This is a genomic window from Gloeocapsa sp. PCC 7428 (assembly GCF_000317555.1).
In the GTDB taxonomy this organism is placed as follows: Bacteria; Cyanobacteriota; Cyanobacteriia; order Cyanobacteriales; family Chroococcidiopsidaceae; genus Chroogloeocystis.
On record NC_019745.1, the window covers coordinates 259462 to 273051 of the forward strand.

Annotated in this window: 11 protein-coding genes and 1 other RNA gene; 7 read left to right on the top strand and 5 right to left on the bottom strand. The window is 45.0% G+C overall.

Going from position 1 to position 13590, the window contains the following annotated elements; translation table 11 throughout:
- Positions 1–61: 61 nt before the first annotated feature.
- Both GLO7428_RS01150 and GLO7428_RS01155 read right to left on the bottom strand, forming a co-directional pair.
- Entirely contained in the window at positions 62–841 is a 780-nt protein-coding gene (locus GLO7428_RS01150) for a photosystem II S4 domain protein (protein ID WP_015186718.1), read from the bottom strand.
- A gap of 77 nt (positions 842–918) precedes the next feature.
- Positions 919–1434 (bottom strand): hypothetical protein, encoded by a 516-nt coding sequence (locus tag GLO7428_RS01155; protein ID WP_015186719.1) that lies wholly within the window; start codon positions 1432–1434, stop codon positions 919–921.
- Positions 1435–1788: 354 nt separating this feature from the next.
- On the opposite strand from GLO7428_RS01155, the gene serA reads away from it, so the two are divergent.
- Together serA and prmA are read left to right on the top strand one after the other, a co-directional pair.
- Positions 1789–3369, top strand: a complete 1581-nt coding sequence (serA, locus tag GLO7428_RS01160) for a phosphoglycerate dehydrogenase (RefSeq protein ID WP_015186720.1) — start codon at positions 1789–1791, stop codon at positions 3367–3369.
- Positions 3370–3505: 136 nt separating this feature from the next.
- Positions 3506–4384, top strand: coding sequence for a 50S ribosomal protein L11 methyltransferase (prmA, locus tag GLO7428_RS01165; protein ID WP_015186721.1), 879 nt, complete (start codon positions 3506–3508; stop codon positions 4382–4384).
- Positions 4385–4395: 11 nt separating this feature from the next.
- On the opposite strand, the gene trxA is transcribed toward prmA, so the two are convergent.
- The gene (gene trxA, locus GLO7428_RS01170) at positions 4396–4713 is read right to left on the bottom strand and encodes a thioredoxin (RefSeq protein WP_015186722.1); all 318 of its coding nucleotides are present in this window, start codon (positions 4711–4713) and stop codon (positions 4396–4398) included.
- Positions 4714–5085: 372 nt separating this feature from the next.
- Here trxA and fabG point away from each other — a divergent pair, with 372 nt between their 5' ends.
- Complete coding sequence (fabG, locus tag GLO7428_RS01175) at positions 5086–5853, top strand: 3-oxoacyl-[acyl-carrier-protein] reductase (RefSeq protein ID WP_015186723.1); 768 nt, start codon at positions 5086–5088, stop codon at positions 5851–5853.
- 213 nt (positions 5854–6066) lie between these two features.
- Here the strand turns inward: fabG and GLO7428_RS01180 are convergent, their stop codons facing one another.
- A complete protein-coding gene (locus GLO7428_RS01180; protein ID WP_339366789.1) occupies positions 6067–6660 on the bottom strand; it encodes a protein-S-isoprenylcysteine O-methyltransferase in 594 nt (197 codons plus the stop codon).
- Between the two features lie 284 nt (positions 6661–6944).
- On the opposite strand from GLO7428_RS01180, the gene groL reads away from it, so the two are divergent.
- From groL to rnc, 4 genes are all read left to right on the top strand, one after another.
- Positions 6945–8594 (top strand): chaperonin GroEL, encoded by a 1650-nt coding sequence (groL, locus tag GLO7428_RS01185; protein WP_015186725.1) that lies wholly within the window; start codon positions 6945–6947, stop codon positions 8592–8594.
- Positions 8595–8866: 272 nt separating this feature from the next.
- On the top strand, positions 8867–10057 hold the full coding sequence (gene corA, locus GLO7428_RS01190) for a magnesium/cobalt transporter CorA (RefSeq protein ID WP_015186726.1): 1191 nt from the start codon (positions 8867–8869) through the stop codon (positions 10055–10057).
- Positions 10058–10091: 34 nt separating this feature from the next.
- Positions 10092–10548, top strand: an RNA gene (gene rnpB / locus GLO7428_RS26285) — RNase P RNA component class A.
- Positions 10549–10762: 214 nt separating this feature from the next.
- Entirely contained in the window at positions 10763–11494 is a 732-nt protein-coding gene (gene rnc, locus GLO7428_RS01195; protein ID WP_015186727.1) for a ribonuclease III, read from the top strand.
- On the opposite strand, the gene GLO7428_RS01200 is transcribed toward rnc, so the two are convergent.
- Positions 11484–13454 carry an ATP-binding protein gene (locus GLO7428_RS01200; RefSeq protein ID WP_015186728.1) on the bottom strand — a complete coding sequence of 657 codons (1971 nt, stop codon included), beginning with the start codon at positions 13452–13454 and terminating at the stop codon, positions 11484–11486. The two genes, rnc and GLO7428_RS01200, sit on opposite strands and share 11 nt — an antisense overlap.
- Positions 13455–13590 lie beyond the last annotated feature (136 nt).

Here is a 13590-nt window from a genome sequence, read left to right on the forward strand (position 1 = left end):
GCGAACGCACTACAGTCTTTTTTATTACCTATTACCAATTACCCATTACCAAAACTTTAAGTTATACATACCGAGTTAACTGCACGCGGTAACGTTCCTTTTTAGTAACAGCAACTTCACCGACTTCTAGGCGTCCTTTACCACGAATTGCAATTAAATCTCCAGGTTTGACTTGTGCGCTTGCTTGAGTTACCTCTTTCCAGTTAACACGCACATCGCCAGCATCAATCATATCAGCCATTTTGCTGCGAGAAGTGCCAAAGCCAGCGGAAGCGATCGCATCTAACCTTAAAGAAGCTTCAACCGTTGTTAGGTCTTTTTTCTTTGGTTCGCGAATCTTGAGTTCACTTAACTCGATTCGTTGTATTTTTACCGGAACCGAACGCACTTGCTGAAGATTCATTTCTAAAAATTCGACAAGTTCAGGAACAACAATCGCTTGTGCGCCACGTTCGCCCAAAACAATAATGTCACCTGTTTTCTCGCGAACAATACCAGTACCCAGCATTGCCCCCAAAAAATCGCGATGAGTTGCGGTATCAAATAAAAAATTTCCAGAAATATCAAGCGCCGCAACAGCGACGTGTGATAAATCTAGCGGTATTTCAGGACGCGCGATCGCCAAACGTTGCCTTTCTGCTTGCGGATATCCACCCCAAGCGATCGTTTGTACCTCAGTTAAACGGCTAAAAACTTGTTGTGTTTCCGCTAATTCTGGAGGAGACAAAAAATCCGTTAAGACAACTTCCCAAGTTTTAATCGCCTGTTGTGCTTGATCGATTACCCGCGCAATACTATCTCGGTTTTCAACGCCCTTTAAAAGTTCTTCTCTTGGTAGCATTCTGAATATATCTGATGTTTTCAATTAATGCCGCGCGATCGCAGTTTATAATTACCTATTCTCCCCTGCGCCTCTGCTCACACTCCCGCAGGATCGACATATCCTTGAAGATTCTCCGGTTCAAACTGACGCAAAACCCGTGTTGCTTGACGAGTCAAAGTTTCTGAACCGCGCACCACAACCAAATACTTACCCGCATCGAGGCGATTGCGATAAGGCAAAGCGTCACCACTCCCAAAAGCTATCCCTGCTGCACCACCAACAAAAAAGCTTCCCATATAGCCAGCCGCAGCCCCTAATAACCCACCAATCAACTGATTACCAATATCGCCAGCCCAGGGGAAAGTATTCAACCCTGTTAGCAAATTGAAGGCAATTCCGGCAACAAAGCCAAACGGCACAAGCCACAGCATCATAATTCGCGATTGCTTTCTAGCCTGCTCTTTCGGGTCAATCAACCCAAACTCATCAGCACTTTTGTATCCTCGACCGAGAATACTGACTTTATCAGTGGGAATACCTTCTTTTTCGAGCGCTAAGTAAGCAGCTTCGGCTTGGATGCGATCGGGGAGTACAGCAACAAGGTAATTCATCTTAGCAAGTTTTATTGATTGACAGTTGTGCTTGAGATACAAGTCTCCATTTTCAATGTACCAGTGGTAAGCACGCGGCGGGTTCTGTCGTAATTATGATTTGTCCAACGCCATCGGATTTTGTCGGTATATTAATAAAGGTATAGCCCGAACGCAGAAATTATTTTGTTAAATGTTCTGGCGCGGACGCCTTTACAGTTAAAATAACCTACTGCGGAAGCAACTGCGCTGTAGCATAGAAGTTTTTCAAACTTACAGATTGTGCCTACAGTTGTGTAAATGATAACAATCGCTGCTTGAGAGCAAAATGCTCTCATGAATCGCGTTTTCCCTACCTAGTCTTGCTTGCTAATTATGGCTAAAGTTCTCGTCTCCGATCCGATTGACCAGGCAGGAATTGATATCCTGTCTCAAGTTGCCAGCGTTGATATCAAAATTGGACTATCGTCAGAAGAACTGGCGCAGATTATACCAGAATATGACGCGTTAATGATTCGCTCTGGCAGCCGCGTTACGCAAGAAATTATTGAAGCGGGAACGCAGTTGAAAATTATTGGTAGAGCAGGCGTTGGAGTTGATAATGTAGACGTTAATGCTGCCACGCGCAAGGGGATTGTTGTCGTCAACTCGCCCGAAGGCAATACGATCGCCGCCGCCGAACACGCGCTAGCGATGATGCTTGCTTTATCGCGCTACATTCCTGATGCAAATGCTTCGGTGAAAAGTGGCAAATGGGATCGTAAAAGTTTTATTGGCGCAGAAGTTTATAAAAAGACGCTAGGAGTCGTTGGTTTAGGTAAAATTGGCTCGCACGTTGCTACTGCGGCGAAAGCCATGGGCATGAAACTGTTAGCATACGATCCGTTTATATCGACAGAAAGAGCCGATCAGCTAGGCTGTCGCTTGGTAGAAATGGATGTTTTACTGCAAGAATCGGACTACATTACCTTGCACATCCCCAAGACACCAGAAACAACGCACTTAATCGACGCCGCAGCGATCGCCAAAATGAAACCTAACGCACGCATCATCAACTGTTCGCGTGGGGGAATTATTGACGAAACAGCGCTGTATAACGCGCTTAAAGAAGGTAAAATCGCAGGCGCAGCGCTTGACGTTTATGAAACTGAACCGTTAGGAGATTCGCCGTTAAAGTCATTAGAAAAACAAGTCATTCTCACTCCTCACTTAGGAGCATCGACTACCGAAGCACAAGTGAATGTGGCGATCGATGTCGCTGAACAAATTCGCGACGTTTTACTCGGATTACCCGCGCGATCGGCAGTTAATATCCCTGGGCTAGGTCCTGATGTCCTTGAAGAACTTCGTCCTTATATGCAGCTTGCAGAAACCCTGGGCAACTTGGTAGGACAGTTAGCTGGAGGCAGAGTAGAACAACTTGTTGTCAAACTACAAGGCGAACTCGCAACAAATAAAAGCCAGCCGATCGTCGTCGCCGCACTCAAAGGTTTACTGTCGCAGGCGCTACGCGAACGCGTTAATTACGTCAATGCTTCAATTGAAGCCAAGGAAAGGGGTATTCGCGTCATTGAAACGCGCGATGCAGCAGAACGCGACTATGCAGGTTCACTGCATTTAGAAGCCAAAGGCTCTTTGGGCGATCATTCCGTGACAGGTGCTTTGCTGGGCGACAGCGAAATTCGCATTACAGACATTGATGAATTTCCTGTTAACGTTCCGCCGAGTCAACATATGCTCTTTACGCTACACCGCGATATGCCAGGAATCATCGGTAAAATTGGTTCGCTCCTCGGTAGTTTTAATGTAAATATTGCCAGTATGCAGGTAGGGCGCAAAATTGTGCGTGGCGATGCGGTGATGGTTTTGAGCCTTGACGATCCCCTACCCGATGGGATTTTAGATGAGATTACCAAAGTGTCAGGCATTCGCGATGCTTATACGGTGACATTGTAGGAGAAAACTGTTAAGTAGGTGGGCATAATTTTAGGTTGGGTAATGGGTAATGGGTATTCTTTCCAATGACCAATTACCAGTTACCAGCCTTTAAGTTAAGTTTTTCCCCAAGTTACTTAATTGCTAATTGCTCTTTATGGCTAATACTTGGTGTGAATTACAGATTATTTGCGATCCTGTGCTAGAAGAAACTGTTTTCTGGCAACTCGATCAATTTGGTTTTCGGGGAATGGCGAGCGAGAAAAAAGGAGACTTTCGCTTGATTCGCTCGTATTTACCCTCACAAGAGGTGCAAGCAGTTGATTTAGAAGTGTTGTTGCAAAATTTGAGTGAAAATGCCAAATCTATGGATTTAGCTGTGCCAGAAATACATCAGCAACAGCTTGATGAAGAAGATTGGGCAAATAGTTGGAAACAATACTGGCATCCTCAGGAAATTGGCGATCGCTTCTTAATCAATCCTGCATGGCTACCAACGCCGGATACCGATCGCATTATCATACATCTCGACCCTGGTGTCGCTTTTGGTACGGGTAATCATCAGACAACGCAATTGTGCCTCGAAGCTCTCGAAGGTCATATCAACAGTGATACAGTTATCGCAGACATTGGCTGTGGTTCTGGTATTCTATCAATTGGGGCACTCCTTTTAGGTGCAAGTCAGGTTTATGCAGTTGATGTTGACCCCCTTGCAGTACAATCTACGGCTAGCAACCGCGAACTCAATGCAATCGAACCAGAGCGCTTAATTGTCGAACAAGGCAGTGTCGAGCAGCTGGTATCGTTAGTATCAGCACCAGTAGACGGCATTGTTTGTAACATTTTGGCAGAAGTTATTATCAAGTTAATTCCGCAATGGAATGCTATCGCCCACGCATCAACGTGGGGTATTCTGAGCGGAATTCTTGTAAACCAAGCCGCAGCCGTTAGCGATACCTTAACTCAGCATGGCTGGCGCGTGACTAGCCAGTTGCAAAAACAAGACTGGTGCTGTCTCAATATTCACCGTGTTTAAATACAAGCAACTTACAGCAACGTCTGTAACTTTTGAATCAACGCATCGGCTGGCATCACACCTTCAATGCGTTCTACAGGTTGACCGTGTTTGAAAAACACTAATGTCGGTAAGGCTTGAACTTGATACTGACTAGCGATTTCAGGATACTTCTCGGTGTCAATTTTCACAACACGCAGTTGCTGCTGAAACTGCGCATTGACTCGCTCTAAAATTGCCGCCATCATCTGACAAGGACCGCACCAGTCTGCATAAAAATCGACTAAGACTGGAACATTCGATTGCGCTAATAATTCTGCAAAGTTTTTGAACTGTTGCTTAGTTGCCATAAAACAGTAGTGATTATTTACGCTTGCTTCTCTATCCTAATTTTTTCTGGTGGCGATCGCATCTGTAGAGGTCAGGGGTCAGAGGATGCTGACCTAGACCTTTGGTTAAGAAAATAACCCATTACCTCGCTCCTTCTTTTTTGAAGCAAATGTCTCTGTCTTCTGCCTTTTTCAATTATGGTTTTTCCTATCTCCCTAACCTCTGACCCCTAGTTATACCATTTCACTAAATAAAAACGACAAATCATTTCTCCTCTGCTCCCTATTTGTAGTAACTCCAAGGTGAAATCGTATTACAGGACACAAATCAACTTACAATCATTGAGCGGTTAACCGTCATTGCTTGAGCAAGATAGTTTTAGAGGTGTTTTTATGGAAGTATTGCCCGAAAATTTGCAACGATTACGCGACCGAGTTGCGATCGTGACTGGTGCTTCGCGAGGAATTGGCAAAGCGATCGCACTGAGTTTAGCAAGCGAAGGCGCAAATGTTGTTGTCAACTATGCAAGTTCTAGCACCGCAGCAGAGAAGGTAGTTGAAGAGATTACGACAAGTGGGGGAAATGCCATCGCGCTGCAAGCTGATGTATCCAAAGCCGATCAAGTTGATGCGCTGCTGAATGCGGTTATGGAAAAATGGAATCGCGTTGACGTACTTGTCAACAATGCTGGCATTACACGCGATACGTTATTGTTACGCATGAAGCCAGAAGAATGGCAAGCGGTCATTGACCTTAACCTGACTGGTGTTTTCTTATGTACCCGCGCTGTCAGTAAAGTCATGCTGAAGCAACGTAGTGGAAGGATTATCAGTATTACTTCTGTTGCTGGTCAAATGGGTAATCCAGGACAAGCAAACTATAGCGCTGCCAAAGCTGGAGTTATCGGCTTTACAAAAACCGTTGCTAAAGAATTAGCACCGCGCGGAATTACAGCTAATGCAGTTGCACCAGGCTTTATTACCACCGACATGACAAGCAATCTCAGCAATACCGAAGATATTCTCAAACTTATTCCTCTCGGTCGCTACGGTCAACCCGAAGAAGTTGCGGGAATGGTACGCTTCCTCGCTGCCGATCCTGCGGCTGGTTACATCACTGGGCAGGTGTTTAATGTCGATGGTGGGATGGTGATGGCGTAGAAGAGGTTTTTCTGTCGATTTTTTGGTCTACAACTACTTGGCTTGGCGAATGAATTCGCAGCTAAAAAACTAAGTCCACCTTCGTGGACTCGTTATTATTAAAAATCGAATTATCGAGTGTGCTGCCTTGCACGCTTCGTTTGGGTAGCCTCAACTTTAGTCGAAAGGCATCTACGATTCATGCACTAGGGCTATATTTGGCATAGTTCCAATTTAGAACACATAGGGAATTAGTCGCTTTGTGCGTTGCCTATAGACTTCATACTCATCACCAAATCTGTTAAGCAGCATCTGTTCTTCCCGATCCACTCGTGTTGCATACGCAATACTAAAGCTAACGAATCCAGATAGCCCTGCAATCCAATTCGGTAGCAATAACGCTTGTGCAATGCAAAGTAACAAGACAGAGGCGTACATCGGATGTCGAATATTTTGATAAACACCGTGAGTCATCAACGTATGTCCTTCTCGAATTTGCAGCGTTGATGACCAATTTTCGCCTAAGTCGCGATGGCTGCGCCAGAACAACCAAAGCGCGGGTACAAGAGTAGCAATACCTAAGTGATGTGCCCAGATTGGTAGATCATAGTTCGCAAAATTCAACCAAGGAGATAAAACATAAGTCAACGGAAGAAACAATATCCCAATCAATAGCAAAAGGCGAATGGCTTTTTCCTGAATAGTTTTTCGGTCATCAACAATTGTGTTCTGCTTCTGTTGTCGTTGATAGGGAATTCTTACGATCAGCCATAACATCATGCCAATTATGAAAATGATCTTTGAATTCAATGGATTCATCTCACTCATTTCCTGCGTTAACTCAAGAAGTAGTCGCTAATCCTACGACATTCGCCCAAATTCGCCCAAAGCACACAAGAGCTAGCGATCGCTGATATTGTATCAATTCAAAAAACGCAATTCTTCAAGAACTTATTGACATCAATGCGGTTTGCAATCAGCGATCGCACGACTGACCTACAATTCTAGCTATTGTGTCAATACCTTGCTTTTCACCTGATTTTTTCATGAGGGTTAGCACTCCAGGCTAGAGAGTGCTAAATTGGAAAATTGGAAGCGCTAGGAAATCTAATATGGCAAAAATCGTTGCGTTTGATGAAGAATCGCGGCGGGCGTTAGAACGCGGTGTCAACGCTCTTGCTGATGCTGTCAAAATTACATTAGGACCAAAAGGGCGTAACGTCCTACTTGAAAAGAAATTTGGTACACCCCAGATTGTTAACGATGGAATTACCGTTGCTAAGGAAATTGAACTTGAAGATCCGCTAGAAAATACTGGTGCGCGCCTAATTCAAGAAGTCGCATCGAAAACAAAGGACGTTGCAGGCGACGGAACAACTACCGCCACCGTTTTAGCCCAAGCAATGATTCGAGAAGGCTTAAAGAACGTTGCAGCCGGTGCAAATCCTGTTGCAGTACGGCGCGGGATGGAAAAAACCATCGAGATGTTAGTCGAAGAAATTGCCGCAGCAGCCAAGCCAGTAGAAGGCGGTGCGATCGCGCAAGTCGCAACCGTTTCGGCGGGTAATGATGACGAAGTCGGCGCAATGATCGCCGAAGCAATGGAGCGCGTAACCAAAGATGGCGTGATTACCGTTGAAGAGTCCAAATCACTGACAACAGATCTGGAAGTTGTTGAAGGAATGCAACTCGATCGCGGTTACATTTCCCCCTACTTCATCACCGATAACGAGCGGATGGTCGTCGATTTTGAAAATCCGCGTATTCTCATTACTGACAAAAAAATCAGTACAATTCAAGATTTAATTCCTGTTTTAGAAAAAGTTGCGCGTGCAGGTCAACCGTTATTAATTATCGCAGAAGACGTAGACGGCGAAGCTTTGGCAACCTTGGTTGTGAATAAAGCCCGAGGAGTCCTCAACGTTTGCGCGATCAAAGCACCAGGATTTGGCGATCGCCGTAAAGAAATGCTACGCGATATCGCGGTTCTTACCGGCGGACAAGTCATTTCCGAGGAAGTTGGACTCAGTTTAGACGATGCTTCCTTAGAGATGATGGGCGTTGCACGCAAAGTCACAATCGATAAAGAAGCAACAACCATCGTTGCTGGTGGCGACAACAAAGACGACGTGCAAAAGCGAATTGCTCAAATTCGTCGGCAACTCGAAGAATCTGACTCTGAATACGATAAAGAAAAACTCCAAGAGCGAATTGCGAAACTCGCAGGTGGAGTTGCGGTGATCAAAGTCGGCGCAGCTACAGAAACCGAACTCAAAGACCGCAAACTGCGGATTGAAGACGCGCTGAATGCGACAAAAGCAGCGGTAGAAGAAGGTATTGTTCCTGGCGGCGGGACAATGCTGATTCACCTTTCTACCAAAGTCGAAGACATCAAAAATAGCCTCAACGACGAAGAAAAAATTGGAGCCGATATTGTTAAGCGATCGCTTGAAGCTCCCTTACGCCAAATGGCAGATAATGCAGGCGTTGAAGGCTCTGTCATCGTTGAAAAGGTTCGCGAAACTGAATTTAATATTGGCTACAACGCTGCAACAGGCGAATTCCAAGACTTAATTGCTGCTGGAATTCTTGACCCCGCGAAAGTTGTACGTTCAGCGTTACAAAATGCTGGTTCAATTGCTGGAATGGTACTCACAACCGAAGCACTCGTCGTAGAAAAACCTGAGAAGAAAGCCGCTGCTGCTCCTGATATGGGTGGTATGGGCGGTATGGGTGGTATGGGTGGTATGGGAATGATGTAATTCCACCACTACGGTTAAATTAATTGTTAGCAGTTTGTTATTTTCAACAAGCTGCTTTTTTATGCAAGTAGAAAGTTGCAGCTAGTATCATGCAATAGTATCTCCCCAGCCTAAGAAAAACTGCTCTTTAATACTATTGGGCAAAAAGCATAAATAATGAATATCTCATACCATTTCACTCAATGAGAAATACAATGTAGTTTCTCCTCTGCTTCCTCTGCTCCCTTACTTGTATCAGCCTTAAATTAAAACAATCTCAACCCTCCTGTTGCATGGTCAAAACATCAATTCAATCTTCTGCTTCTGAGATAAAGTCCGCCCGTGAAGATTTCTTCTACGAGCAACCTGGAAGTTTACCAGGGACTTTGAGTATCGAGGAAGATGCACCGCCACCAGTTATTGTGCTAATTGACTATAACGAAACTCATGCTACACGTAAACAAGTCAGTACACCAGAAGAATGTATTCCTTACTTAGATAGTGAGTCAGTTTCCTGGGTTGATGTCCAAGGCTTAGGCAGTGAAGATATCTTACAAAGATTAGGTAACGTGTTTAAGCTACATCCACTGCTGTTAGAAGACGTTGTTAATGTTCCGCAACGTCCTAAAGTTGAAGATCATGAAAATCAATTAGTTGTCATTGCGCGGATGGTGATTCCTAAAGAACACAAGATTGGTTTTTACAGCGAACAAGTGGGCTTTGTCTTAGGCAAAAATTATTTATTGACAGTCCAGGAAGAACCGGAACATGATTGTTTTGAAACTGTAAGACAACGCATTCGCCAAAATAAAGGTACACTGCGCAAACAACAAGCAGATTATTTACTTTACACGCTCTTAGATTCCATTATTGATGGTTTCTTTCCTGTTTTAGAAGATTATGGCGAAGTCATTGAAGATTTAGAAGAAGAAGTTGTCACTAACCCAACACGTAAAACGTTAGAAAAAATTTATCGCGTCAGAAGAGATTTGTTAACGCTACGGCGCGCAATTTGGCCACAGAGAGATGCAATTAATTCGTTAATTCGCGATGGTAGCGCGCAAATTAGCGAAAGCGTGAGAATTTATTTGCGTGACTGTTATGACCATGCAGTACAGGTTTTAGATATGGTGGAAACTTACCGCGAATTAGCAGCAGGTTTAATGGATGTTTATTTATCCGCTGTCAGTAACCGGATGAATGAAATTATGAAATTGCTCACTGTAATTTCATCCATATTTATTCCGTTAACGTTTATTGCTGGGGTGTACGGGATGAATTTTAATACCGAGCGATCGCCCTGGAATATGCCGGAATTAAACTGGTATTGGGGCTATCCGCTATGTTTGATGGCTATGGGCGCGATCGCGGCTTTACTTGTCGTCTTTTTCTGGCGACGCGGCTGGTTTGAAAATTATTCCACAATCGCGGATGATACTGAGCAAAGCAATATGAATATTCTACGGCGGCGATCGCGTAGATAACAACTCGCTTCAACGATTACACTGGATCTAGGGAAAGAGTAGGCGCAGCGGTTGCGGAACAGTTCCAAGCAGCTGTTCTGAGGAAAGTCCGGACTCCCGAAAGACCAAACTTGCTGGGTAACGCCCAGTACGAGCGATCGTGAGGATAGTGCCACAGAAACATACCGCCGATGAATGAGGAGCGAGGAGTGAGGAGTGAGGAGCGAGGTACAAATTAAACCCTAGCCCCTAACCCCTAACTCCTAGCCCCTCTTACAGGTAAGGGTGCAAAGGTGCGGTAAGAGCGCACCAGCAGCGTCGAGAGGCGCTGGCTCGGTAAACCCCAGTTGGGAGCAAGGTCGGAGGAACTATGGTTGGTCTTTTACCAGTTCCGCTATTGGAGAACCGCTAGAGGCGTCTGGTAACAGGCGTCCCAGATAGATAACCGCACTTCACTCACAGCAATGCTGACGAGTGAACAACAGAATCCGGCTTATGTCCTGCTCTTTCCCCACTTCATCTCCAGTACTAGATAAAGAATTATTTAACAAGGATACGAACAAAGGAAGATGGGAAAATGCGGAGAATCAGTAGAAGATTAATACTGATGATTGAAAGTGACTAGTAACAACTCTTCTACTAACCACTAACAACGATACTGATAGTCTGATTATTAACCGGAGATGATACTACTTATCTCCCTACCGCTGAACCCTCACTCCTGAAATGATCTTAAATTATCCGCGTCGTCAAAAACAATTAGAAAAACTTATAGAAAAATTAGGGCTGCCAACCCAAGCGCCAGTACAATGGCACCTTTTAGACTTGGCGCTAACGCATTCAAGTGTTTCAGCGCAAGCGAACTACGAACAGTTGGAGTTTATTGGCGATGCGGTGGTACGACTCGTTGCAGCCGAAGTGTTGTGGGAAACGTATCCAGAGTGTCCGGTAGGAGAATTTGCGGCAATTCGTTCAGTTTTGGTGAGCGATCGCATTTTGGCAACTTTAGCTGACGAATACGATTTGGGAATGTACTTGTTAGTTGCAGGTAGTGCGACGGGTGATAAAGCTGGAGAAGAATCGCGCTTAGCCGATGCTTTTGAAGCAGTACTCGGAGCTTTATATCTCAGCACTCATAATTTAGAGTTAGTACGCCCTTGGCTAGACCTTCATTTTAAACAGCTTGCCGCTCAAATTCGCTCAGATCCTGCGCGACTTAACTATAAAGCTGCTTTGCAAGAATGGACGCAAGCCCATTATAAAATCTTACCAGAGTACCGCGTACAAGAAATCCATCATCACAGCAACATTCACGATCGCTTTACTGCTCAAGTGTGGCTCCAAGGACGCAAATTAGGGCAAGGTACAGGCAGATCGATCAAAGCAGCGGAACAAGCTGCGGCACAGGCTGCGTTTTTAGCACTGAATAGTCAAGCGCCAGAAATGGTCAAGAGCTAGGAAGATGCAAGTGGTCAAACACTCGTGGTTCTTCGCGTACTTGGTGCGAACGAAACGGCGCTAAATCCATCACAGGCATCGTAATTGTAACTGTTGTCCCTTGACCGGCACCGGCACTGTGTAACGTAATACTTCCCCCCATTAACTCGATTAAATTGCGCGAAATCGCTAGTCCCAAACCAGTACCGCCAAATTTGCGCGTTGTTGTGCCATCTACCATCACGAAGGGACGAAATAGTTTGTGTTGTAGCGCTGGATCGATGCCTACGCCTGTATCTTCTACAGTGATAACTACGCGCGTACTACTACTCGGCGACGGCTCCGTTACAGGCTCTAGCCGCGTGCTAATCGTAATTCTACCTTGCTCGGTAAACTTAACCGCATTGCCGATGACATTGAGTAGGACTTGTTTCAGCTTTGCGGGATCGGCTTGTACAGGAATTGGTTCGATTCCTTGAGATGCAACAAGCTGTAAGCCTTTTTGTTGAATATGAACGGTTTGGAGATTGATCACCTCTTTGAGGAGTTGCTGTAAATCGGTAGGTTCTAAAACGACTGATAGTTTACCCGCTTCGATTTTGGCAACATCTAGTAGATCGTTAATAATACTTAACAGGTGAATCGCGGCTTCATCGGCGCGTTGTAAAAATTCCATTTCCTCTTCGCGGTCGTCGCAACAGCCATCGCGGACAAGGCGAACACATCCGATAATCGCGTTCAGAGGCGTTCTCAGTTCGTGCGATGTTGTCGCTAAGAACTCACTTTTGAGTTGGTTTGCTACTTGAGCTTCTTCCCAAGCTGTCTCAATTTCTTCTGCTGATGCGGTTAATCGCTCTACCATTCGTTCAAGCGCTTCTGCAAGTTGTTGAAACTCTCGAATTTTGAAGTTATGCGGGACTCGTTCTACAACATGGTGGCTTTGCAGATTTAAAGCATAGTCGCGTAATTTCTCTAGAGGTCGTGCTAAATCGCGTGCTAAATATCGTGTTGCGAGTAAACTAGCAGCCAGTAACCCAACGGTGAGTACAATCAGAATGATTTTAATTTCATGTAAACCGTATAGCGCATTGTCTAAGCGCGTAACAGCTAAAATTGTCCAGTAGTGGTTTGACTCATTTGTTATTGGGCTAGCGATCGCACTATAGCCTGCTAAAAATTCGGCACCATTTTTAGTAAACGATACATTTTGCATATCCTGACGTCCGGCGATCGCATGATCGACAATTCTTTGCAGTCGCACGGCATCGGGTTCGTATCGAATATTCTCGCCAACGCACTCGGCAAGTGGATGTGCCAGAATTGTACCATCTTGCGCGATGACGACAGTATAGCCTGTTAGTGAGCCACGCCGTGTGTGTTCTTGTGATTCTAAGGCTGCTTGAATACTCAGGATGTAGCGCGGCTGACCTGTGGGAGTAAACACCGCAGTGGACAAACGTAAGTACAATTGACCAAGCGAACGATCGCTACCTGGTGTTAAGTTTTGCGCTTTTGTAGGTAAATCAGCAGGTAATAAAGCCGTCACATGAATCGGGGTATCTAATAGCGATCGCGTTTGGGGAGTAGGTAGTAACGCCTCTGTGTTAGCCCAAATATTTCCACAAGTACTCGCGATTTGTTTTTGGGTTTGTGCTTCTTTTAAGTGGACACACTGAACATAATCAGGAAGTTGTGACGCTAATTGGTTGAGATACTGCTGCGCTTGTATGGCTGTTCCTGCTTGTAGAATTTGCGTTTGGCTTGCAGTAATTGAGATAGCTTTAAGCGCGGCGATCGCATCTTCAATACTCTCTCCTTTTCTCACCGCGCTTTCAGTGAGGTTTTGGCGTGCCGTTTCCAGTAGGATAGAGCGTGCTTTCCTAAAGGCGACAGCCTCGCCGATGAGTAGTACTGGTACGCTTAATAATAAAATTCGCGACAGCAAAATGCGGCGAAATGATGATTGACCTGGCTTAGCCATAATAATTCTCACTGGGAAGCTGGAAAACCCAACCGCGCAATAACTACCTACAGATCGGCTGAACAAAGCGTGTTTTTATTAGTGTAAAAACATTGTTCGGCTGGAAAAGCATATTTCTACACCACATCAGATGTTT